Origin of the sequence: Peptococcus simiae, from assembly GCF_046097595.1 — a bacterium.
GTDB lineage: Bacteria > Bacillota > Peptococcia > Peptococcales > Peptococcaceae > Peptococcus > Peptococcus simiae.
The window spans coordinates 30,244-53,606 of the sequence record NZ_JBJUVG010000009.1; the positions used below are offsets into that span (position 1 = coordinate 30,244).

21 protein-coding genes are annotated in these 23,363 nt (G+C 57.5%); 9 read left to right on the forward strand and 12 right to left on the reverse strand.

Translation table 11 applies throughout. The annotated features are described in order from the left end of the window. Positions 1-63: 63 nt before the first annotated feature. From ACKQTC_RS06745 to ACKQTC_RS06765, 5 genes are all read right to left on the reverse strand, one after another. Positions 64-4,848, reverse strand: a complete 4,785-nt coding sequence (locus ACKQTC_RS06745; protein WP_408977674.1) for a DUF7604 domain-containing protein — start codon at positions 4,846-4,848, stop codon at positions 64-66. A gap of 212 nt (positions 4,849-5,060) precedes the next feature. Then, a complete protein-coding gene (locus ACKQTC_RS06750; RefSeq protein WP_408977675.1) occupies positions 5,061-5,675 on the reverse strand; it encodes a sortase in 615 nt (204 codons plus the stop codon). Next, on the reverse strand, positions 5,672-6,694 hold the full coding sequence (locus tag ACKQTC_RS06755; protein ID WP_408977676.1) for a Cna B-type domain-containing protein: 1,023 nt from the start codon (positions 6,692-6,694) through the stop codon (positions 5,672-5,674). The genes ACKQTC_RS06750 and ACKQTC_RS06755 overlap by 4 nt, the downstream gene beginning before the upstream one ends. Continuing rightward, positions 6,678-7,553, reverse strand: coding sequence for a class C sortase (locus ACKQTC_RS06760; RefSeq protein WP_408977677.1), 876 nt, complete (start codon positions 7,551-7,553; stop codon positions 6,678-6,680). Before ACKQTC_RS06760 ends, ACKQTC_RS06755 begins: the two co-directional genes overlap by 17 nt. Positions 7,554-7,630: 77 nt before the next feature. Then, positions 7,631-9,079, reverse strand: a complete 1,449-nt coding sequence (locus tag ACKQTC_RS06765; protein ID WP_408977678.1) for a SpaH/EbpB family LPXTG-anchored major pilin — start codon at positions 9,077-9,079, stop codon at positions 7,631-7,633. A gap of 1,206 nt (positions 9,080-10,285) precedes the next feature. Between ACKQTC_RS06765 and ACKQTC_RS06770 the strand changes: the two genes are divergently transcribed. Next, entirely contained in the window at positions 10,286-11,830 is a 1,545-nt protein-coding gene (locus tag ACKQTC_RS06770; protein WP_408977679.1) for an NAD(P)-dependent oxidoreductase, read from the forward strand. 30 nt (positions 11,831-11,860) lie between these two features. After that, positions 11,861-13,129 carry a serine--tRNA ligase gene (gene serS, locus ACKQTC_RS06775; protein WP_408977680.1) on the forward strand — a complete coding sequence of 423 codons (1,269 nt, stop codon included), beginning with the start codon at positions 11,861-11,863 and terminating at the stop codon, positions 13,127-13,129. A gap of 117 nt (positions 13,130-13,246) precedes the next feature. Here serS and ACKQTC_RS06780 read toward each other — a convergent pair whose 3' ends face one another. Together ACKQTC_RS06780 and ACKQTC_RS06785 are read right to left on the reverse strand one after the other, a co-directional pair. Continuing rightward, positions 13,247-13,846, reverse strand: a complete 600-nt coding sequence (locus ACKQTC_RS06780) for a 2-thiouracil desulfurase family protein (protein WP_408977681.1) — start codon at positions 13,844-13,846, stop codon at positions 13,247-13,249. Further along, positions 13,752-14,333 (reverse strand): GDSL-type esterase/lipase family protein, encoded by a 582-nt coding sequence (locus ACKQTC_RS06785; RefSeq protein WP_408977682.1) that lies wholly within the window; start codon positions 14,331-14,333, stop codon positions 13,752-13,754. The genes ACKQTC_RS06780 and ACKQTC_RS06785 overlap by 95 nt, the downstream gene beginning before the upstream one ends. Positions 14,334-14,581: 248 nt before the next feature. Between ACKQTC_RS06785 and ACKQTC_RS06790 the strand changes: the two genes are divergently transcribed. From ACKQTC_RS06790 to ACKQTC_RS06800, 3 genes are all read left to right on the forward strand, one after another. After that, complete coding sequence (locus ACKQTC_RS06790; RefSeq protein ID WP_408977683.1) at positions 14,582-15,460, forward strand: patatin-like phospholipase family protein; 879 nt, start codon at positions 14,582-14,584, stop codon at positions 15,458-15,460. Next, entirely contained in the window at positions 15,457-16,059 is a 603-nt protein-coding gene (locus ACKQTC_RS06795; RefSeq protein WP_408977684.1) for a hypothetical protein, read from the forward strand. The genes ACKQTC_RS06790 and ACKQTC_RS06795 overlap by 4 nt, the downstream gene beginning before the upstream one ends. 82 nt (positions 16,060-16,141) lie before the next feature. Then, positions 16,142-16,495 (forward strand): hypothetical protein, encoded by a 354-nt coding sequence (locus tag ACKQTC_RS06800; protein WP_408977685.1) that lies wholly within the window; start codon positions 16,142-16,144, stop codon positions 16,493-16,495. A 79-nt stretch (positions 16,496-16,574) separates the two neighbouring features. Here ACKQTC_RS06800 and hcp read toward each other — a convergent pair whose 3' ends face one another. Continuing rightward, a complete protein-coding gene (hcp, locus tag ACKQTC_RS06805; RefSeq protein ID WP_408977686.1) occupies positions 16,575-18,155 on the reverse strand; it encodes a hydroxylamine reductase in 1,581 nt (526 codons plus the stop codon). Positions 18,156-18,269: 114 nt separating this feature from the next. Here hcp and ACKQTC_RS06810 point away from each other — a divergent pair, with 114 nt between their 5' ends. Genes ACKQTC_RS06810 through ACKQTC_RS06820 form a run of 3 tightly spaced genes read left to right on the forward strand, consistent with a single transcriptional unit; the run spans position 18,270 to position 19,999 of the window. After that, a complete protein-coding gene (locus ACKQTC_RS06810) occupies positions 18,270-18,971 on the forward strand; it encodes a Crp/Fnr family transcriptional regulator (RefSeq protein WP_408977687.1) in 702 nt (233 codons plus the stop codon). Beyond that, on the forward strand, positions 18,971-19,555 hold the full coding sequence (locus ACKQTC_RS06815; RefSeq protein ID WP_408977688.1) for a cysteine peptidase family C39 domain-containing protein: 585 nt from the start codon (positions 18,971-18,973) through the stop codon (positions 19,553-19,555). The genes ACKQTC_RS06810 and ACKQTC_RS06815 overlap by 1 nt, the downstream gene beginning before the upstream one ends. 12 nt (positions 19,556-19,567) lie before the next feature. Next, a complete protein-coding gene (locus ACKQTC_RS06820) occupies positions 19,568-19,999 on the forward strand; it encodes a hypothetical protein (protein ID WP_408977689.1) in 432 nt (143 codons plus the stop codon). Positions 20,000-20,066: 67 nt separating this feature from the next. On the opposite strand, the gene ACKQTC_RS06825 is transcribed toward ACKQTC_RS06820, so the two are convergent. The 4 genes from ACKQTC_RS06825 to ACKQTC_RS06840 are packed head-to-tail and all read right to left on the reverse strand — an operon-like array spanning position 20,067 to position 22,565. After that, entirely contained in the window at positions 20,067-20,669 is a 603-nt protein-coding gene (locus ACKQTC_RS06825; RefSeq protein WP_408977690.1) for a TIGR01440 family protein, read from the reverse strand. Continuing rightward, entirely contained in the window at positions 20,669-21,115 is a 447-nt protein-coding gene (gene rpiB / locus ACKQTC_RS06830) for a ribose 5-phosphate isomerase B (protein ID WP_408977691.1), read from the reverse strand. Before rpiB ends, ACKQTC_RS06825 begins: the two co-directional genes overlap by 1 nt. Then, complete coding sequence (locus tag ACKQTC_RS06835; protein ID WP_408977692.1) at positions 21,112-21,561, reverse strand: arsenate reductase/protein-tyrosine-phosphatase family protein; 450 nt, start codon at positions 21,559-21,561, stop codon at positions 21,112-21,114. The genes rpiB and ACKQTC_RS06835 overlap by 4 nt, the downstream gene beginning before the upstream one ends. After that, a complete protein-coding gene (locus ACKQTC_RS06840) occupies positions 21,558-22,565 on the reverse strand; it encodes an L-threonylcarbamoyladenylate synthase (RefSeq protein WP_408977693.1) in 1,008 nt (335 codons plus the stop codon). Before ACKQTC_RS06840 ends, ACKQTC_RS06835 begins: the two co-directional genes overlap by 4 nt. Before the next feature lie 235 nt (positions 22,566-22,800). Between ACKQTC_RS06840 and ACKQTC_RS06845 the strand changes: the two genes are divergently transcribed. Next, the gene (locus ACKQTC_RS06845; protein WP_408977694.1) at positions 22,801-23,352 is read left to right on the forward strand and encodes a DUF3793 family protein; all 552 of its coding nucleotides are present in this window, start codon (positions 22,801-22,803) and stop codon (positions 23,350-23,352) included. Positions 23,353-23,363: the final 11 nt, after the last annotated feature.

Here is a 23,363-nt window from a genome sequence, read left to right on the forward strand (position 1 = left end):
TTCTGTCTCGCCCGCCGGGCCGGACAGAGAAATGCCGCTAGGGCTTGGCTATTTTAGGGGGGGTTAGAAGCTTCTCCGCCGCCTTAGGGCAAGGCCGGACAGGGATAAAACACTCAAACCTACTGCCAGACTAAGCCTTGACCGCCCAAGGCCGCCGGCATCAGGCAATTCACGGCCGGGAACATCCTGAACCTGGACGACCGGGTGGGGATAGGCCTGCTCGCCGCCGTTAAAGGACACCTTAGCAGCCTTGTTGGAGTGAAAACCGGGTTGCTTAGATGAGGTGGCATTGTTGCCGTAGTCTGTACCGGCATCCCCTTCGGCATCATAGGCCCGGTGTTCCATATAATAGGCCTTGACCTTATCATTGACCTTGATATTATAGGAGAGCACGTATTTGCAACCGTCCTCCAGCTTATAATCAGGGGCAAAGACTAGAATGACTCTTCTCTTGCTTCTCTCGTAGAGTAGGTTCTGAATGCAGCCATCAGGCTCACCATCTCCCCAAAGAACTTCTTCACGGCCATTCCTATCCCTTTTAATGACCTTAAAATCTCTTTGGCTTCGGTCTACCATGTCCACATAGTCACTAAGTTCATCCTCAATGACTACGCCGGATACGGCCTTTTCAATAACACTGGACAGCCGGTTCACCAATTCATTGGTGTCAGTATCGACGCCAATATAATCGCCGCCGCTCAACCTTGCCATTTCTTGAAGAATCACAGGACTGGCAGATGTCTTCGGGTTCGGTTGGGTAATATCCCTCGATACGCCCACAGCATAGGTCAAGATATCCGGGTGGTCCTTATAGAAGGTATTTTGAATATAGCCCATAACAGCATTCCTACAAGCACGCACATTGTTTACATCATAGGGACCGCCTCCACCACCGGGAGTGCCATCTTCCTGGATAAACATTGTCGGCACACCGTCGCTAATAAAGATCATAACCTTTTTATTTCGTGACCCTTTAAACATATCCAGAGCCTTGTACAAACCGGCATGGTAGTTGGTGGAGCCATAGCCTCTATTGGGAATCGGCAGGGTAATACCCCCATCAAAATGGTGTGACCAACCCCGTATGACAGCGACATCCCGTTGATAGGAGTAGGCATCTTTTTGCTTTTTAATTCCGTCGAAGGCAACAAAGGCCACCCGATTGTTTTCATTCTTCCCCAAGAAATTGTGAACTAAAGTTGTATCATTTAATAGGTGCATGACCGCTTGAGAGCGATTCCATGTCTCTCCATTGGGCCCTGTCATATCTTTTTTCGCCATGCTTCTCGAATGGTCGATAACAAAGAGTAGGTCTACTGCATCATTCTTTTTTGCCTTAATGCCTTCTACATCCAGGTAAAGGCGGTACAGATCGTTCAGTTGATTTTGCTTGGCCCCTTTTTGGATATCGGTATCCTTATTTTGAACCCCGTCGCCTAAGAAGTCGATTTGCTTGTGTACCTTGACTTCCGGCTTTAAGTCCGAGGGGTTGGGACCCGGCTCAGGCACCTGCTCCGGGTCTGAGGGGCTTGCCTGAACCACCGGGTGGGGAAAGAGCTTGGTGTGGTCTTGACCATGCTGCCTATACCGGATGACCGCCCGGGTATTGGAATGAAAACCGGCCTTATTTGACGACGTCGCATTTTTGCCAAAATCGGTTTCCCGGTCGCCGACATCTGGATATTGGTTATTATTATCCCTCAGGTAGTCTTTGGCGGTCTGGTTGGCCTTGATATTATAGGAAACCCGGAAGCGGGCCCCGCCGAGGTTGTAGCCGGGCTTAAACTTCACCTGGACCCGGTCTTTCCCGTACACATTCTGTGAATAAGAGGCCCAGTCAATGATGTTACCGCCGCCATTTGTGGCATAACCTATAGGAGTATAGTTATAGTGCTCATTGTAGTCATCCGGTCGGGGCTCCCCTTGCCAGATGACGGTTTCCCGGCCATTTTTAAGCATCTTAATCTTGAAGTCCAGCCGGTCAGTATTCAAGTTGACATATTTGCTAAGGGTATCCTCCAGGTAAAGGTTATTGGGGTAATAGACCGTAGCGATATCATTAAAGGCTTGCTCAAGTTGAGCTGCATCGTCAGCCGGGTGAACATCTCCGCCGGCCATATTTGCCAAGGCTTGGAGGTCTCCCCGCCGGTCTTCAGTAATCTTGATGGCAATGGCGTGGAAGTCGATATTTTCATTGACCTGGCTTTTCAAGTAATTATAGGCAGCCTCCGTGTACGCCCTTCTATCTTCCCAGCTACCGCCCTTCTTATAGCCGGGAATATAGACGGTATTATCACGATCATATTTTGTAACGTATTCATTGGGTTCCCCATCTGTGATAAAGATGAGGACCTTTTTATTGCCGTCGTTTTGGACTTCATTAAAGATTTGGGCGGCCCGGTAAAGGGGGGTGCAGTAGTTGGTGCCACTGCCGCTGTCATAAAGAACGGAGGTATAGGGGGCCTTGCTTTGATTGCCAAGAGAGGTCCACTCCAATTGATAGCCGGTTTCCTTATCTAAAGCATAGCCTTCCGTGTGCTTTTTATCCCGGCCTTGTCCTACAAAGGTCATAACCGCCGCCTTGTTCTTTGGGTTGGCAGCCAGGAGCTTGGTCAGGAGGCCATCGGCAGTACTATACCTATCATCGCCATTGAGGAGGCGGTTGGCGACCACATCTCGCTGCTCACCGCTATAGTCATCTGCCGTCATAGAAGACGTGGTATCAACAGCGATAAGGAAGTCATAGCCGGGGGCATCGACTTGGGCCTCTTCGCCCTGAATCTCCAGGTACTGGCGGTAGGCATCTTCGCCGGCAAGATCCGTATCCGAGTTTTTGCCGTCATCACCCAAGTAGTCGATCATCTTATTGACCCTTAAGTCTGTATCGATATCGCTGGGATTTGGGTTGGGAGCCGGTCCCGGTTCCGGATTTGGTTTGAGGTCTGTCGCCCTGTTAGTAATGGTAAATTTACCGCCATAACGACTTACACGACCGGTATATCCTTTAATGGGCTCTTCCTGAATACTGTAAGAAAAGTCCTTAACCTCATCTATATACTTGTAAGAGGGAACCTCTTCCCCAATAAGACGCATATCCTTTTCGAATTGCCCCGGGTTTTCTCTGATATACCTTTCTTGCTGTTTCTCCAAATACTCGTAAATTGTTTTATCCCAACCCTCCGCCTTGGATAGAGTAATGGTCTGATAGGGGACATCCTTTAGGGTTATATATTTCCTATTGCTGTCTTTTAGCTTTACAGTATACGTCTTGCAAAGCTTGACGGTAATAGATTCGGGCCGGCTTTCCTCGTCATCGTTTTGCCAAATCTTTTGTATCCGAATGGCTTTGCCTTTATCATAACCTGAATCGGGATTAGGAGCCGGTTCAGGATTTGGTTTGGGGTTGGGGTTATTGCTTGTGTTCGTAATGGTAAAGTTGCCACCACGACCTGAAACCCTTGAGCTATAACCCTGAACCGGTTTTTCAGCAATGGTGTAATAAAAGTCTTTGACTTCCTTAATTTTTTTGTATCTAGGGACGCTCTCACCTATGCGTCTTAAGTCCTCCTCAAAGATATCTTTTCTATCTTTTATATGGTCTTCCTGTTCCTTTTCGGACCGCACATCATCAATAGAGGCCTGCCAACGATAGTCAGCGGAAACGGTAAGGGTCTTGTAGGGGACATTTCTTAGCGTTTTTTCTTTCTTATAACTATTCTCAAGTTTAACCTTATAGTTCTTGTAAAGGTATACTGTTACCGACTGCCCTTGATGATTTTGGTTTCCATCTGACCATTTTTTACTTACCCATATGGTCTTGCCAGAGCCATAGTCATCATGATAGTAGTCATGGTCATGGTGGCTCCGACTGGACCGCAGTTTAGGCGGGGCCAGGTCCGGGAGGATGCCGTCTTCATAGAGGGGGCCGAGGGCACCGGTGAGGGTATCCATATCCTTGGACTGGTCTTCCGCTTCCGGATCAGCCGGATCTATGCCTTCAGGGGTTTCCTCTAGGCCGGGGGCTTCCGGTCCGGCCGCCGGGCCGGTTTTTACCCCGGTAGACTTTTTGGCCTTACCGGCTTGGAGGGTAAAGGACTCGCCTGAATCAGTCTCCTTGAAGGAGACCTGGACCAGGGGACCGGTCAGGGGCCGGGGGACTTGGACCAGGAGCTTAAAATGGGCCAGGTCGGCCTTGGTCACTTGTAGGGTAAGGAACTTCTCCTGGTCCTCGGTGGGGCTGTCGGCCGGGTCTATCGGAGCCAGGCCCTCCCGGTCGAGGGCGTAGGCCGGGGCGATTTCCTCAAGGGCCTGGAGGCCGGCTCGGGGGTCTTCCGCCCCGGCCAGCCGGTCCTGCAAAGATGCCAGGTCAGCAGGTTGGTAGTAGGCCCGGACCAGGGTCACGCCCTCTGCCAGCCGGAGGGTTAAGCTGTCTCCGACCTGGAGCCGGACCCGGTCAAAGGAGAGGGCCAGGTAGCCCTTATCCGGGTCGACCGGTTCCCAGTTGACAAGGGGACGGTCTCTATCCCGGTCAGCTACCGGGGTCAGCTGCACATCGGCCAGGAAGGCCTGGGCATCACCGTCAAAGTTAGCCGCCGCTTCTGCTTCAACCCGGTCTTTTAGGGCAGCCAACCGGTTCTCTTCTTCCGGTGATAGCGCCGGGCCGGTCTTTTCCGACCGGGGCTTAGCCGCTTCCGCCGGCTTTTGATCCTTCTTCGCTACCGGTTTGTCCGGCTCAGACCCGGCTGCGACCGGCAGGTTGACCGGCTTATCCTGCCCAAAGACGAGGTGTCCAGGTAAGCAGGTCAGTAACAATGACATGATAATCAGCAGGGAAAGCGTTTTTGTCATCGCTTTCCTTCCCTTTTTCATGAATACCACCTTCCTTAGTGCAATTCATTTTTTATTTTACGCTTTACCTTCCATTTGAATCGTTTTCTTAAAATTCCAGTATAGGAAACTGTTTATCATTATTTTTATTAGCGACAGGAAACTCAAGGGGCCAATCGGCCTTTTTTCCAACCCAGCGGTAGCCTGTCTTTTTTGAAGACAAGCTACTTCAACTACCTTCCACCATCCACTAGCTCACATCGCAATACACACCGGGTGTAGCCGCTCAGGGTACAGGTGACCAGGGTCAGGTCGGTGGGCCGGCTGTCCAGTAGGTCAGCAAGGGCCGTATCGGCGAGGGTTTCCCGCTTGGCCACCCGATAGGTGTAGGTCCGGCCCAGGGTATCGGTAAAAAGGACCCGGCTGCCGGTAGACAGGGTAAGGAGGGGGCCAAAGTGGCTGGTGTAGTTGTGGCCGGCGATGACCGGATGGTTGTCCGGCAGGGCGCCCCGGTAAAGACAGGGGGCCATGCGGAGGTTCTCGGAGCTGAGGTCGGCCATGACCGGTAGGTGGAGGCCATAGGCCTCTATGATGATTTCACCAATATAGGGCCGACCATCCACCTGGACGGTGGGCATGCCTTCATGAGCCTGGCCCGGGTCCAGACCGGCTTGACCGCCGGCTGCCCGGCGGTTCAAAGCCTGACCGCTCACAGCTTGGAGGGCGGCCAGGTGACGCGCGGCCTCCAGGCCGGCCCGGCGGGCATCGTAAAGGTTATATCCGGTCAGGACCAGGGCGGCGGCCAGGCAGACCAGGGCCAAGACCAGGTAGGTCCGGGGGGCTTTCATTGGTCGTCCTCTTGGGGGTTTTTACTCGCCCGGTAGGCCTTTAAGGAAAAGCCCAGCCCCAGAAGGGCCAGGGCCATGACCGGCCACCAGAGCTGGCCCGTTTGGGGGATTTTAGGGCCGGTTGCAGGTGGCAGCTTGGGGGTTGGCTTTTGTGGGGGCTTTTGAGGCGGTTGGTCTGCCGGCGGATGATGGGTCGGTGGGTCTTTCGGCAGGGGCTTGGGCGGAGCTTCAGTCCTGCTATTGGTCAGGGTGAAGGTCCAGCCCTCCCGGTCGATCCGTAGGCTATAGCCGGCGGGGACGGTCTTTTCCACCACATGGTAGCTATGGTCCCGGGGGAGCCGGTACCAGTCCTTCTGCCAGTTGTTCTCGGCAGATAGGGTGGCCGTCTCGATGACCTTGCCATCCTGGACGAGCTGGACCTGGACGGACTTGGGCCGGTCGGCACCCTCCCGGTCATCCCATTTCTTAAGGGCATGGATGGTCAGGTCATCCGGTTTTGGGGGTTTACCCGGTTGGTCGGGCGGGACGGGCTTGTCCGGCACTTCATACTTGGGCCGGATGGGGGCATTAGCCCCTTTTTGGGCCGGCCATTCAAGAAGGGTGGGCACCGGCCGGCGGCCGCTGCCGTCTTGGCTACTGTCGCCGGTCACCAGGTAAAGGCCGGCCGGAACGGCTGCAAAGGAGGCCTTGCCACCGGCATCTGCGCGGACGGCTTGGAGAGGAGAAAGCCGGTCCCTGCTGATATAGGCAACCAGTGTCTCGGCGGCCTGCCGCTTGCCTTCGTCCGAATCGAGCCGGAGGTCAACGGCATAGCCCTGAAAGGGAGGGCAGGCTTGCCAGGCACCTGCCGGGTCCTTTTCGGCGATTTGGTAGAGGTTAAAGACCGTATTGCCAAAAGAAGTGCTGACTTCCGGTCCGGCCAGGGCTTCTGCCCCCTGGGCCGGCCAGCTGGTGGTTAGCAGGAGGCTCAAGACCAGCAGGAGGCTCAGAAGGCCTAAGGGTCTATTCTCTTTTTTCACTGCAATCTCCTTTCTTTTGGTCTTGGGCGGCTTTTTTCGCCCTGCGATAAAGAAGGGCATGCTTGATAATTAAGCGGATATTGACGGCAAAGGCGATGAGGGCCGCAGCTATTTTCAGGTAGCCCGTCAACCAGGGAGGCCAGTGGAGACCGGCCTTGTGGGGCAGATCGGCCGGCCGGTTATCAGGGGCCCTTTCACCGGTCACCAGGAGCCTGTGGGTATTAATCCCATAGGGAGTACAGGTAAAGAGGGTGCAGAGGTCCCGACCGGGCACAGGCCTCAGACTTTCCGTCTGCTCCGGGGTGACCTTTTGGATGGATATAATTTTATACTTATAGGCTTGGTCCAAAACATGGACGGTGAAGCTATCTCCTTTGGTCAGCTTGGGCAGGTCGGTAAAGAGCCGGGCTGTCGGCAGGCCACTGTGGCCGGAAATCACCGCATGGTTGCCCGGTCCCCCAATGGGGAAGGCCGTTCCGGACAGGTGCCCGGCGCCGACCTGGAGGACAGGTTCGGAGACCCCATGGTAGATGGGGAGCTTGACCCGGATGGCCGGAATGGTGACATAGGCCATAAGGCCGTCAGCACCGGGGTTTAGGATATCTTCATAGCCGGGGATAAGGTCCGGCTGGTAAAAGGCCGCCGGGTTATTTTGCAGGGCCAGGTTATAGGCTTGGGCCCCTCTTAAGAGGGCCTCCCTTTCTTCCGGGCTCAGGGCCTCTACCTTTTCCGAATAGTGGACAATGGCCCGGCTTTGGGTAAAGCCATTGACAAAGGACCCTAAGACCGGATAGCAGAGGATTAGAAGGCCCAGAAGCATGAGCAAAAGGGATAGGAGGGCTGTTTTTTCTCTTTGCATAAGCGAAACACCGCCGAAAGGGTCTTCAGCGGCGTATATCCTTTCTTCAGTTCAAGGGGATAAGTCAAACTAAGGACTTAGTTGCCTTCCACTTGACGGTTCCGCCGATAGAGGCCGGCAGCTAAAAGACCAATGCCGCCCCCGATGATGATAAAGGCGATGGTACCCATGCCACCGACGAAGGGAAGTTCAGAACCGGAATTGTTGGCGACATCTGCTTTACAAAAGGCTTCATTTTCCCAGTTCTTGGCGTCTACTTTAACATCTACCGGCTTAGTCAGAAGGTTGTATCCCTTGGGGGCTTCGGTTTCGATGAGTTGGTAGTCCCCACTGGCCAGGCCCTTGAACTGGGCTTTACCCTGGGGAGTCGTATTGACTACGGTGGGTTTTTCTTTATCAGTCACCCAGCTAACGGCCTTGGTCGCATCATTATATTTATAGAATTTACCTTCCTTATTTTTCAGAACAAACTTGGCATCGGCCAGTTTGGTTTCCCCAGTCTTATCTTTGCCGTCATACTTATTAATGGTCAGGATAGCCGTATAGACCGGTACTTTTTTATCAGGGGTTTTTTCTGTTTTCTTGGAATCCTTCGGATCATTGCTATATTCTAAGGACACCTTGTTGTCGTTCCCGCCTTTACCGATAACAGCATTTTCATTGAGCTTGGCCTTGTAGGTCACTTCAACGGTTTTACCAACCTTGTCCTGCAGTTCTAACATGTCAAAGTCAACGGTTAGGGTTTGTCCCTCAATTTTTTTCGTTACGTATTCTGTAAGGGGGGTTCCATCCACTTTAACGACAACCTGGTCTGCATCTAAGAAAGTTAATCCGTTGCCCAAGGTGTCGGTGATTTTATAGGTGTATTGACTGTAGCCGGTGGTGTCCGGTACTTGGCCGGTCAGAGTATAGGTAATGGGGTCACCAAAATCTGCGGTTTCCTTGTCAGCTTTTTTCTCGATGGTGGGGTAGGTGGCCTTAACATTCACCTTCCCGTTCGGCTTGGTAGAGGTCAGAGAAACGATGGATTTTTGATCTTTCTTTAGATCCGTAGCCCCCTTGGCATTGACCAGGTAGTAACCGAGGTCTAGGCCTTCAGCGGTAGCGGTTGTTTGGTCTTTGGCTGCGGTGACGGTTTTTGTCACCTGAATATTTTTAGCTGCATAGGCAAAGGCAGTATTGGCAAATTCAGCAACATTGTCAGTGGTGATATTGATGTATTTGACTTGTCCATTAACAATAATCGGGTTCAGACTGCCACTGTTTTGGTCAACAATGTAAGCCTTCCCCTTATCGTTAAAGAAGCCATCCCAGTCCTTGGCGATGGTATAGGAAACGTTGTCACCCTTATAAGTCAGGTCAAAGATTTTATAAATATCGTAACTTTTTTCGGACACGGCATCATTAATCGTAATGGTCCCCTTTTCCGCATCTGCGGCAAAGGCCCCTACGCTGGGCAGAACATTAACTGCGAGAAAGATGGCAACCAAGAGGGCTGCACCGATTTTTTTAATGACTTGATTCATTTTTAATCTTACTCTCCTTTTTATTTTATGTTATTTTTTAATCCTATGTGCAAGGGTGACGATACCAACGATGGACCATGCCTGATAAACGGCCGGCAACAAGGGTAAGCAGGCCGGACCAGCTCAATTGTAGACCCTCCGGTCGCTCCCACCTTAAAAACGAGTTGCCCGGTCCAAGCCGCTTTTCGAGGGGACGCTGTCCGGGCAAGGGGCCGCTATCCAGGAAGCGCCTGCCTGTGCTTTAACGCAGGCTGACGAATCTTTGGATGAGAGCATTCGGGGTACCGGATTCGTGTTGCTTCTTAGCGCAAAACATGAATCACCTCCTTATAGGATTTGACCCTGCCAGCCGGTAGGATAAAATGTGAGGTGACCCTATATTTATCGCTACCGGTTGGTGGTCGTAAATGGTACTATGGTTAACGGCGACCTGAGCAGGGGATAGGTCGACTTCCGAGAGCCGACCCGCCTTCACCAGGTAGCCGCTGCCCGCCAGCTTAAATGGCCATGGCCAGGGACTTGCAGGCGATAGGGAGATCGCCTGCTGTTAAAAGCCGGTTAATAATAGCTAATGACCGGGTATGTCCCTTTTAGGCGGACAACCTTCCGGTCGCCTGCCCCCAAGCAGGCCTTGAACCGGCTATTGACCTGCCTAAGCCCAAGGCCGCTTTCACTTCCCTTAATTGAATGAACGCCCAGGGAGTACTTATTATCTATTACTAATCATTCCTCAATATGCATATTAGCTGATGGTAACGGTTTTTGCATCTTTACTTGCCCTCCATTTTATCCTTTTATTTGATGATGTTTTTTAAATTTTGCCCATGCTTAAAAGGGTCCTTTTGGCCCCGGCGAGTACTGCCGGATTTATATCCGGATGATAAAACCGCGACTTTCTGCATTGACAGGCGGTGGGTTTTCTGCCTATAATAGGGGCAATAACAGATATTTTTTAGCAATGATGAGACTACGACTGTCCTTCCTTTTTAGAGAGCCGGTGGCTTGGTGAAAACCGGTAGGGAAGTCGGTCTTTCCACCTCGGAGCGCAGGCTGAAAAGCCTCGGCCGGCGGCCGTTATCCGCCTATAAGAGGCAGCCTAGCTGCAATTCGGGTGGCACCGCGGATTATTTCGTCCCTTTATATGGAGGGGCGTTTTTTTATTGCCGTCGGTGGGCTGCCAAGTCATTGCCTGAAAGGAGAAGGGCCTTGTATATTGCCACAAATATTCCCCTATTGGATTCGACCCTGGCCTTGATTCAAAAGGAGCAGGTGGACCTGGGCCAGATTGACCGGGACCTCTCCTGGTCAGAGGCCTCCACCAAGGCGGATGGTCTCTTACTCAGCGCCGGCAGTGAATTGCCGGATATGGTCTACGAAGCCCACGGACAGCTGGCGGCCATTGGCCTGCTGAACCGGGATGAGCGGCTCTTAGATGTGCCCCGGGCAACGGGGGCGGGGATTTTGGTCCTGGAGCCCCTCCGGGGGGAGTCGGCCAGTCAGGCGGACTTTATCTTAATGAAAATCCTCACCGAGGCCCGGACCGGCAAGTATGACCCGGTGGAGCTGGCCGGTAAACGGCTGGGCATTTTGGGCTTTGGGCCTACAGGCAAGGAGGTCGCCCGCCGGGCCAAGGCCTTCGGCCTCCAGGTGGTCTTAAGCAGCGAGGAATGCAACCGGGTCCAGGCGGACCTCTACGAGGCGGACCTCCTGCCCACCATTGACCTCCTGGTCAGTGTGGATATTTTAGTGAATTTGCAAACCCGGGCCGCTGTCGGCGAGGGCCGGTTCGGTAAGGATGAGATCCAGCTCCTCCGCAAGGAGGCCATCTTCATTCACCTGGGCGACCCCCAGGTTTTACGGATGAATGAGGTGGTCCGGGCCCTGGACTGGGGCTACCTGAACCGTTTTATCATTGACCTGCCGCCGGGCTATGAGGAAATCCAGACGGTCCTCAGCCGGTATATCGGCGAGGCCTGCACCATTGCCGCTGCCGGCAATACCCTGGAGGCCCGGCGGAGCATCGAACGGGAAATGGCCCGGGACCTGATCCTGGCCCTCCGGGGCCAAGCGGTGGAATCGGCGATGAATATCCCCCGCCTCCGCCTGGCCGAAAGACGGGTCCATGCCCCCTGGCTCCGCCTGGCCACCCTCCTGGGGCAAATGCTGGGGGCCCGGCTGGACCGGCCCCCCAAGCAGGTAAACCTCTACGGCGGCAGTGAAGCCCCGGACCTCAATGAAGAGGCCCTGTGGGCGGCCTTTCTAGAAGGCCTGGCCCATGGCCTGGGCGAAGGCCGGATCAACCGGGTCTCTGCCCGCCACTGGGCCGATGAAGCCGGGATAGACCGCCACTGGCAGGCCGCTAGCCAGCGGCCCGATGGCCTGTCGGCAGCGGCCGCCACCATCCGCGGCAGCTTGGAAGTGGGCGGGAGCATCCGCCACCAAACCATCCAGCTGACCCGGTTGGACCAGTTCCGCTTCACCGCCGAACCGACAGCCCACCTCCTCCTCGTCCCCCACGCCAACCGGCCGGGGATGGTCGGCCAGGTCGGGACCCTCCTGGGGGCCCGCCAGGTCAATATCCGGGGTATGGTCCTGGGCCAAAAGGAGGAGGCCCGGGACATCGCCCTCATGTGGATCATGCTGGACAAGGCCCCCAATGAGGACCTCTTAGCTGAAATCACCGCCTTAAACGGGATGATCCAGCCGGAATATATATTCTTACCAAATGAATTACTCACCCCTATAGATTAACCAGCCTGTCAAAAGAGAAAGGAGATTCTCATGTTAGACTTAAAACTCATGCGTCAAAATCCGGAAGCTGTTGTTGAAGGGGTCCGCCGCCGGGGCGACGACCTGGATATGACCCCCTTCCTGGAAGCGGACCGCCGCTACCGGGACCTGACTGTTGAAATGGAGACCCTCCAGCAGCAGCGCAATGCCAAGAGCAAGGCCATTGGCGAGGCCAAGCGGCAGGGCGAAGATGCCCAGGCCCTTATGGACGAGGTCAATGCGGTCAAGGAAAAGATGGCCGCCATCGAGGATGAGCACCGGCAGATTGCCGAAGAGCTGGATGCCTTCCGGGCCGGGGTCCCCAATATCCCGGCAGCAGATATTCCGGACGGCGGCGAGGACGACTTCCGGGTTGAACGGACCGTCGGCAGCCCGCGGACCTTCGCCTTCACCCCCAAGGCCCACTGGGAACTGGGCGAGGACCTGGATATCCTGGACTTTGAACGGGGGGCCAAGGTCACCGGCAGCCGGTTTACCTTCTACAAAAAAGGCGCCGCCCGGTTGGAACGGGCTGTCATCGCCTTTTTCCTGGACTTCCACACCGAAAAACACGGCTACACCGAGCTTATCCCCCCCTATATGACCAACAGCCGGTCTGACTTCGGCACCGGCCAGCTGCCGAAATTCGCTGAAGATATGTTCCACATTGAAAATACCGACTACTACCTGATCCCCACCGCTGAAGTGCCGGTGACCAACTTCCACCGGGACGAAATTTTAACCGCCGCCGACCTGCCCGTTAAATACTGCGCCTTCAGCCCCTGCTTCCGGTCTGAAGCCGGGTCTGCCGGCCGGGACACCCGGGGGATCATCCGCCAACACCAGTTCCACAAGGTGGAAATGGTCAAGCTGGCCCACCCGGACCACAGCTGGGAAGAACTGGAAAGCCTGACTCAGGACGCTGAAGACCTCCTCCAGGCCCTCAAGCTCCCCTACCGGGTCATCACCCTGGCTGCCGGCGACATCGGCTTTTCCAGCGCCAAGACCTATGACCTGGAAGTCTGGCTCCCCTCTTATGACAACTACCGGGAAATCTCTTCCTGCTCCAACTTCCTGGACTTCCAAGCCCGCCGGGCCAACCTCCGCTTCAGAGATGAAGACGGCAAGGTCCGCTTTGTCCACACCCTGAACGGGTCCGGCCTGGCTGTAGGCCGGACGGTGGCTGCCATTATGGAAAACTACCAAAAAGAAGACGGGACCATTGAAGTGCCGGAAGTCCTCATCCCCTACATGGGTGGCCGGACGGTCATTGAAAAATAAGCCGCGTCACCGGGAGACCCCCTCCCTTGCCCTCACTTAGAACACAAAAGAAGTCCCTCCTCAAAAACGAGGAGGGACTTCTTTATGTCTTCCAATTTTTATCTGTCCCGGGCTATCTTACCGACCTTGGGAGGGGAGGTCCTTTTCCGTAAAGACCCGGATGCCCTTGGCCTCCAGGCATTCGCTGGTGACCCCATCACCGGGAACCAGACGCCGGGAAAAGGTCCCGTCATAGACCTGCCCCCTACCGCAGGAGGGGCTCTTGGCCTTTAAGATGGCCAGGCGAATGCCCCGGTCCCGGGCCAGGGTCAGGGCCTTGGCAGCCCCCAGCCGGTAGGCGGCGGTCACATCTTCCCCGGCGGCTGTCCGCACCGCCCGGCCCTGGCGTTCAGCCGGGGGCCGGGGAATAGGCAGGCCCCCGGCCACTTCCGGACAGATGGGGCAGAGGATAAAGCGGTCCGCCAGGGCCAGGACCGCCGGCAGGCCATTGTCCCGGCCATCATAGCGGCAGGGTTCACCCAGGAGGCAGGCACTGACCAGGATGGGGGTTCCGGCCGGCAGAGCAGCAAGGATCCGGGCCAGGGTCCTTTGCCGGTCTTGGTCACTTGAATAATCCTGCGGCTTAACCATGGGCGACCAGCTCCAGGACCCGGGCCGCCAGCTGGTGGTGGCCGCCGGCAGACAGGTGGATGCCGTCAAAGGGGTCAATCCAGGCATCTTCTCCCTCCAGCCAGGTCATCCCGGCCGGCAGGGGCCGGCTCTGCAGGTCCCTGGCCAGGGCCCGGCAGGCCTGGACCATCCAGGCCGGGCCAAAGGCCAGGTCCCCTTCCAGGGGATCAAGGGCCCGGGGCAGGATACCGATCACCTGGCAGGTCTCGGCCAGGGGGGCCAGGGTCTGGTAGAGGGCATCCGCCAGGACAGCGACGCCCAGGCCGGCCAGGAGGTCGTTGGTGCCCAGCTGGAGGATGAGGGTTCCCGGCATGTCCAGGGCCAGGTGTCGGCGGAGGACCCCCTGGCCATCTGCCAGGCCTCCGGCCCCACAGAGGGCCCCTGAAAAAAAGCGGCCATTTTGTCCCTCTATCCGGACCTGCCTGGGGGCCAGGGCCCGTCGGAGAAGGTCCGGCCAGCGGTCGGCCGCCAGGTAGCGGCCGCCGCCGGGCTGGTAGCCAAAGGTATTGGAATCGCCGATAATCAGTATGCTCATGGTCTTCCTTTCTCCCTCCTGAAAGACGACGGAATAGGGCTTGACTTTAAATAGGGGACAGTGTATCCTAAGGGTAGGTTATTTATACTTTCTAACAAAAAATTTTATAACCCTGGTGATTCGCACCCCCGCATTTGCCCCCCTCTTCCTGACCTGTTCGCTCCCCCGCGACAGGTCTTTTTTCTTGGCCGCCGGTGTGCAAAGGGCCTCTATTGATGGTATGATTATACCATAGAAGGAGGGTACTTATGATGCTATTTGACGACGTCGCCCTGGTCCTGGAAGGGGGCGGCATGCGGGCCGCCTACAGCGCCGGTATGGTCAGTGCCTTAATGGAGGCCGACCTGCGCTTTCCCTTTATTGCAGCCGTTTCCGCCGGGGGCACCATTGCTTCCTGCCTCTTATCGGATGACCGGCCCCGGCTCCGGGCCTCCTTTGTCACCATGGCCGAGGAACCGGACTTTGGCGGCCTGGGCCATTTCCTTCGGGGCAAGGGGTATTTCAATGCCCGCTACATTTATGAAGATGCCTGCCGGCCCGACGGGACCATCCCCTTTGACTGGCAGGGCTACCTGGCCAATGATACCGACTTCGCCATCGGGGCCTTTACCCGGGATACCGGCGAGGCCCGCTGGTGGACCCGGAAAGATGTACATTCCGCTGAAGATATGGGCCGGATTGTCCGGGCCTCCAGCTCCCTCCCCATCATGATGCCAGCCACCTGGATTGGAGGCACCTGCTATGTGGATGGCGGCTTAAGCGAGAGTATCCCCCTGAGCCCGGCCCTGGTCCGGAGCTACAAGCGCTTTCTCATTATCCGCACCCAGGAGGCGACTTACCGGAAAAAAGAAGGGGGCCCGGCCCTCTTAAGCCGGGCGGTGGGCCTGGCCTACCCCCATCTGGGGACTGCCATGCGGACCCGGCCTGCCCGCTATAACCGGGAGCTGGCCTACTGCCACCGGCTGGTTGACCGGGGGGCTGCCTATATGATGCACCCGGCTGTCATGCCTGTTGACCGGGGCGAGTTGGATCCCGAGGCCATTGGCCAGGCCTTTGACCTGGGCCTGGCCCAGGGCCGGCGGGACCTGCCCCAAGTCCTGGCCTTTTTAAAGGGTGACCGGCCATGACCGGCGTCAGTGAAGGCCTCTATGCCATCCTAACCGCAGAAGGCCGGCCCGGCCTCATGTCCCCCCGACGAACGGCCGGGGCGGCCCTCTTGGCGGCAGAAGTCTGGGACCTCCTAGCCGCCGGGGTGGTCTGGGGGGTCTCCGGCCAGCGCTTTTACGCAGCCAAACCCCTGCCGGAGGCCCTGGCCCATACGGCGGCCAGCTATACGGCCATCTGCCAGGGCCAGCACCGGCCCGGCCCCCTCTTCCGGCAGCTGAGCCGGGCTGAGGTCCAGGCCTTGCGCCAGCAGGCCTATGCCGACCTCCCCCTCCCCTTTGCCGATGAGGCCGATGACCTTGGCGATGTGCCCCCTTCAGCTGCCAGCTATGTCCGGCATATGACCCTGAAGGGGACGCCCAACCCGACCGATGACGCCCTCCTCCTGGCCCTGGCCCGGGCCAGCTGGCTCAAGGGCTTTTACATCCGCGGGAAGATGGACCGGGTGCTCCTCTCCAAGCGGCTCAAGGCCATCCGGCTGGAACCGCCGGTGGCCGGGGGCTGGTCCTTTCCGGCCCTCTTACGGCCCTTCCTGGTCTTATCCGAATGGGCCCGGCTGTAAAAAATCCGGGCCCTTGTTTGAAAAAGCCGGCCAGCGGGTACTTATAGGTTACACGTTCTGTACATATTTAAGGAGGAGTCGTATGATCTTCAATGTAAACGGTGACAGCAGGGAGTTAATCGCCCGTGCCTTCAAGCCGGATACCCGGCTTGAAGATATGCCTGAAAACACCGCAGACTTATTAGAAGAATACCTGGAGGGCCATAAAAAGGACCTCCTGCACCACCACTACAAGGTCACCCCGGAAGAATTTGCCGAGATGGAAAAGGTGGTCCAGTTAAATAATAAGAACCAAGAACTCCATAGCCAGCTCACCGCTGATGAACAAAAGCGGTATGAGGACTGGGAGATGACCCGGTGTATGCGGGATGCCTTCCATATGGCTGAAAAAGAAAATGAATTCCTGACCGGCCTCCTGGCTGAACGTCAGGACTAAAAAGCGACCAGCAGGGTCGCTTTTTGCTTCAAGTGAAAATCCCGGTGCCCTTGGGCACCGGGATTTTCGATATACAGGATTATGCGCCTAAAATAGCAGCCAGGTCTTCTTCAGCTTGGCCAGTGGGGTGGAGGTCAAAGGTCTCAACCAGGGTTTGCAGGACCGTATCTGAGAAGAAGGCCGGCAGGCTGGGCCCGACATAGATGTTTTTAATGCCCAGGGCCAGGAGGGTCAATAGGATGCAGACCGCCTTCTGTTCGTACCAGGACAGGACCAGGGTCAGGGGAAGGTCGTTGACCCCGCAGTCAAAGGCTTCGGCCAGGGCCACCGCCACCTGGATGGCACTGTAGGCATCGTTGCATTGGCCCATGTCCATGAGCCGGGGCAGGCCGCCCAGGGTACCCAGGTCCAGGTCGTTAAAGCGGAATTTTCCGCAGGCCAGGGTGAGGACCAGGCTATCGGCCGGGGTGGCCTTGACGAAGTCGGTATAGTAGCTCCGGCCCGGCTTGGCCCCATCACAACCGCCCACCAGGAAGATGTGGCGTAAGTCACCGGCTTTGACCGCTTCCACAACGGTGCCGGCATGGGCCAGGACAGCGTCCCGGGCAAAGCCGGTGGTCATGGTGTGGCCACCGTTGGCCCCGGTTTTTTCCTGGCCCTGGTCATAGCCGCCCAGGGCCTTGGCCTTGGCGATGACCGCTGAAAAGTCCTTGTGCCCTTCCGCATCGGCGGCAATATGGGGCAGGTCCGGCCAGGCCACCAGGCCGGTGGTGAAGAGGGCATCCTTGTAGGAGGGGCGGGGCGGCATCAGGCAGTTGGTGGTGTAGAGAAGGGCCCCGGGAATGTTGTCAAATTCGGCCTGTTGGTTATTCCAGGCGGTGCCGAAGTGGCCTTTCAGCTGGTCATACTTGGCCAGTTCCGGATAGCCGTGGGCCGGGAGCATTTCCCCGTGGGTGTAGACCGCCACCCCGGTGCCTTCGGTTTGGTCCAGGAGCATTTTTAAGTCTAAGAGGTCGTGACCGGTGACCACAATAAAGGGGCCCGGTGCAATATGGGTGGAGACCGTCGTCGGGGTCGGCCGACCATAGCTTTCGGTATTGGCCTGGTCTAAGAGACCCATGGTTTTTAAGTTCAGGTGACCAAAGTCCATGAGGAGGCCGAGCCAGTCCGCAACGGTATGGTCTTCGACCAGGGCGGCTAAAAATGCTGCGCAGCCCTGGTAGATGGCCGGGTCTTCATAACCCAAGACCCGGGCGTGGTCTGCATAGGCCGCCATCCCCTTGAGGCCAAAGAGAAGGGTGGACCGGAGGCTGACGATATCCCGGTCCCCGTGGAAAAGGGTCTGGGGTGACAGGTCATCTGCTGCGCCGGCGCCCAGGGCGTCGCCGGCCTCCTGATAGAGAGCATTATAGCGGCGGATATCGGCTTCATCGAAGTTGACATTGGTGACTGTTAAGAAGAGCCCTTCAATTAAGAGCCGGCCGGTTTCCTTGCTGACCGGGCCCTGGCGCAGGGCGGCCCGGGCCAGGCGGATTAGGGCCACGACGGTTTCATCTTGGGCCAGGGCGACGGCCGGGCTTTTACCGCAAACCCCGGCCTGGCTGCAGCCGGTCCCGCCGGCGGTCTGTTCACATTGAAAACAAAACATTTTTTCCTCCATAAAAAATCCTCCTTGATCGTGTCCTCAAATAGCACCAGCTTTTGACATGATTATACCGGTCTGCTAGACTGGTTTATGTAACAATTGTTACCCACATCTCTTTTAGGAGGAAAAATGTTTATCGGTGACCACCATCTCCAAGCCTACCCCCTCTTTAAAAACTGCAGCGATGAGGAAGTCCTCCGCTTTATGACCTGTGTTATGCCCCTCGAGCGCCAATGGGCCAAGGGCCAGGTCCTCCACGACCAGGACAGCCCTCTGACGGAACTCTACCTAGTCCTGGAAGGGCGGCTGGCCTTGACCCGGCTGGGAGCCGGGGGCCAGGAGGTCCGGGCCGGCGAATTGGTCCCGGGCCAGACCTATGGCCAGGCCACGGCCTTCTCGACCGGCCAGGCCGAGGGCCAGCCGGACCCCTTTGCCATCGTGGCCCTGGAGCCCAGCCGGACCCTGACCTTCCCGGCTGGGGCCTTTTACCGCCAGTGCGCCCAGGTCTGTACCGCCCACCAAAAAGTCATCCGCAACATGCTCAGCGACTTGGCCGGCCAGACCCAACACCTGAGCCGCCGGGTCCGGATTTTATCGGCGGCCACCCTCCGGGGGAAAATCGCCCTCCTCCTCTTGGATGAGGCCGGGGGCCGGTCGGCAGGGCAACCCTTTACCCTCTCTTACAGCCGGGAAGAGATGGCCACCTTTTTAGCGGTGGCCCGGCCCTCCCTGTCCCGGGCCTTGGCCGCCATGAAGCAGGAGGGGCTCATTGATTATGACCGCCGGGTCTTCCGGATTTTAGACCCGGTTCGTTTGGAGGCGAGTGAATAATGTCTGATATGCGCGTATCCCCGGCTGATTATGCGGCCAAGTGGGGCTTGCCGGTCTTAACCGGCCAGGCCAGGGTCCAGCCCTACCGCTTGAAGGACTGGACCGCCGCGACCAATATTTGTACCCCGGTGGCCCTGGCCCGGCTCTTACGGCCAACGGCCTCGCCGGCAGAGGGCCGGGCCCTGATGGAGGCCCTCCTCCCAACGGCCAGGCGCTGGGGCTGGCACCCGAAAATCGGGACCTTTTTCTTTACCGTTGGGGCCATGGCCCGGGCCTTTGGCCGCCGGCTGGGCAGCCCGGTCCGGCCCAAGACCCGGCTGGCCTTTGGGCCCCTTGGCCGGCGAGGGGCCCGGGCCTTTATCCGCCAACAGGTAGATAAAGGGGCCGGGGTCATGCTGAGTACCCTCTGGGGCCCCTGGCCCCGGCACAGTATGATCATTACCGGCTACCAGGTCTACCGGGGCGGGGCCTTCCTGGTCCATATCCAGGACGGCTGGCGCCGCCGGGGCCAGTGGGTGGACTTCCGAGCCCTTTGCCGGCAGACCCCGGTGACCTTAACCGGCCTCTGCCCCCGGCAAAACTAAGGGAGGGCTGCTATGTTACCCCTCTGGCCCTTGGCCATTATTGTTATTGCCAATATCGTTTATAACCTGGCCACCAAGGAAATCCCGACCCAGGCGCCGCCCTTTTTGGCCCTCTCCCTGGCCTATGCCCTGGCCTTTGCCCTGAGCCTGGGCCTCCACTTCCTGACCCGGTCCGGGGAAGTGAGCCTGGCCGGAGACCTGAGCCGGCTGAACGGGGCCAGCCTGGCCCTGGGCCTGGCCATAGTAGCCCTGGAAGGGGGCTATATCATGCTCTACCGGGCCGGCTGGCCGGTGAGCCTGGGGTCCCTGACGGCCAATATCCTCCTGGCCCTGGCCCTCCTGGTCATCGGCTTTGCCCTCTACAAGGAACCGATTAGCCTCCGGACCCTGACCGGGGTGGTCCTCTGCCTGGCAGGCCTGGTCCTTATCACCACCAAGGGCTAGGCCCCTCCCCTGCACAAAAAAATAAGAGCTGGACATCCAAGTAGGTGTCCAGCTCTTTTGCTTATCTTTATGCTTTTTTGTCGTTACCCGGGTAGGCATCAGCCTCTTCCAGGGTGTACCGGGCCCGTTCGCCGCCAATGAGCTTGGGGCGGCTGAAGGCACAGGCCACTTGGGCATCGCCAATGGTATGGTGGGCCAGCCGCATGGGCACAGCCACCGGCCGCATATGCATGCCGATCATGGTCAGGCCGATATCAATCCCATAGCCGGCCCGGTGGGCCAGGTCTTCGACAACCAGGGGGTCCCGCATCCGGCGGTAGGCACAGGTGGCCATGGACCCGCCGGCCCGGTAGTGGGGAATGACACTGACTTCAGTTAAGTTCTCAATAATGGCCGTTTCCCGGGAAACCACCAGGGCCCGGTTCAGGTGTTCACAGCACTGGAAGGCCAGGCGGAGGTGGTATTCTTTGGCAAAGTCCTCTAAGACCGGGTAGAGGACATCGGCCACTGCCGGGCTGCCGGCCTTGCCGATCCGCCGGCCCTGGACTTCACTGGTGGAGCAGCCGACCACAAAAATATCGCCACTCCGGGGAGCTGACCGGTCAACCATGTCCTTTAAAACGGCCTTTAAGTCTGCGGCTAGGGTCGCTTCTGTCCATTGGTCTTCCATCACAGTTCGCCCCTTTCGATGGCGGCGATTTCATCCACCCGCCGCTCATGCCGGCCACCTTCAAAGGTTGCTGACAGAAACCGGTCTACAATTTCCAGGGCCAGGCCCTGGCCAATGACCCGTTGGCCCAGGGTCAGGATATTGGCATTGTTGTGCTCCCGGGCGGCATGGGCTGAAAAGGTATCGTGGCAGAGGGCTGCCCGGACGCCGGGCACCTTATTGGCGGCAATGCCAATGCCAATCCCGGTGCCACAGATGAGGATCCCCAGGGGCAACTTACCTGCGGCCACATCCTTGGCTAAGGGCAGGGCAATTAAGGGGTAATCACAGGAATCAGAGCTGTCTGTCCCATAGTCAATCACTTCATGGCCCTGGGCTTCCAGGTGGTTGACGATGGCTGTTTTCAGGTCTAAACCACCGTGGTCGCTACCGACTGCTATTTTCATGACGCATCCTCCTTAGCTATCTCTTCCAGTAAGGCCGCTACAGCCTGGTCTATATCTTGGTAGGCTTCTTCATAGTCATCTGCATCGCCGCCGAAGGGGTCCCGGATATCCCGGGCCGCCAGGGGCCGGATCTTAGCGCCGGCATCGGGAAAGGCTGCCTTAAGTTGGGCGGCCTGGGCGCTGGTCATGGTGACAATGAGGTCAGCTGCGGCCACGTGGTCCGGGGTCAGTTGCATGGCCCGGTGGTCGCCGGCCTTGAGGCCATGCCGGTCCAGGGCGTCTGCGGCACCGGCGGAAATGGGGGCTCCCGGCTGGGCAAAGAGCCCGCAGGAAACCAGAGCCAGGTCCCGGTAACGGTCCGGGTCCCGGGCCATCTTATCCATGGCCACTGCAGCTGCCATGGGGCTCCGGCAGGTATTGCCGGTACAGACAAAGACAAGGTTCACGCGTCCTCCTCCTTTAGCGGTTGACTGAGTTTATTGATCCGGTTGGCCACGGCCAGGCCCATACCGGTTTCATCATAACTGGCAATAAGCATGATGTCACAGCCGGCGGCCTCCAACCGGCGCAAGCCGTCAAAGAGCCGGGCGGCGGCCAGTTCAGGGTGGGTCTTGGGCCCCAGGTTCCAAACCAGGACCGATGGGTCAAAGGGGGCCAGGACATTGAGGCTTTCATCATCTAAAAGTAGGCCGACTTTTTCCCCGGCATGCTGGGCTAAAAAAGCCCGGGCGGTGTCCAGGCCTGCATTGGGGAGACGGAGAACCGGGACATTTGGGGCATAGTGCCGGTACTTCATCCCGGGGGCCTTGGGCCGGTTGGTCAAGGTGGGGTCCGCCACCGGGCCGATGACCGCTTCCAGGGCCTCCTTGGTAATGCCGCCGGGCCGCAGGAGGCTGGGCGGGTCAACGGTCACATCGACAATGGTCGACTCCACCCCGACGGCCGTCTGGCCACCATCGATGACACCGGCCAATTCATCGCCAAAGTCTGCCTGGACGTGCCAGGCCTGGGTGGGCGAGGGCCGGCCGCTCTTATTGGCGGACGGGGCGGCCAGGGGACGACCGGTGGCCCGGATGAGGGCCTGGGCCACCGGGTGGTCCGGCCAGCGTACGGCCACCGTATCCAGGCCGGCGGTGACCACATCCGGTACCGTCTCCCGCCGCCTTAAAATAAGGGTCAGGGGCCCGGGCCAAAAGCGGTCGGCCAGTGCTTGCCCGGCCGGTGGCAGGGGCTCTACAATATCCTCCAGCATGGCCCGGTCGGCAATATGTAAGATCAGGGGGTTGTCCTGGGGCCGGCCCTTGGCCTCGAAAATTTGTGCGCAGGCCGCGGCATTGAGGCCATCGGCCCCGAGACCATAAACGGTTTCCGTGGGAAAAGCCACCAGGCCACCGGCCCGTAAGGCCGCCGCTGCCGCTTGCAGGTCCTCATCCTTTGCTCCTTGCCACATACGGCCATCTCCTTTGATTGAAGTATACCTTTAGTATAAGCCATGCGCCCGGTCGCTTCAAGGCTTAGCCCCCCCTTGTGGGGATTTTGCCGGCCGCCGTTGACCGGGCTTTACCCGGGCCCGGCCATACTTATTCAATAAATGAAACTCTTTCTGCTTTTTTTCTGTTGACAGCCGGGCCGGTATTTGATAAATTACATATGTAGTTAGCCATACCTAACGAAGTGGAGGCATTATGCTTGAGCAAAGACTTATTTATTTTTGTGCGCCGACCCTGGCCGGTTTAAAAACGGCCGGTCTCTTTAATGCCAATGGTATTGCTGACCGGGACCTCCAGGCAGAAGCAGCCCGCCTGGCACCGGCCCTGTCCTACTGCGGCCTGGCCCTGAGATTATTTTATAAGGAGGGCCGGGCCCCCCTCGTCTACCTCTACCGGCAGAGCGACTTGGCCAGAGACCTGGCTGATCCGGATATCCGGGCCTTTTTACAGACTTATGATTACTGCTTAGATACGGTTGACACGGCGCTGGACGATTTAGAAGCACGCATCAAGACCTGTCCGGCCTTTCCCCATGAAGTGGGCGTGTTTTTATCCTACCCGCTGGAAGACGTGAAGTGCTTCATTGCTTACGGCGGCAATAAATGCCAACTGTGTGGTCATTGGTGCGCCTATTCTCAAACCGAGGCGGCGCAGCTGTGTTTTAACCGGTATGACCAATGTAGCCATAGCTATCGCAATTTATATCGCTGCGGCCACCGCTTAGCGGACCTGGCTGTAGCCCGCTAGAAAGGAAAGTG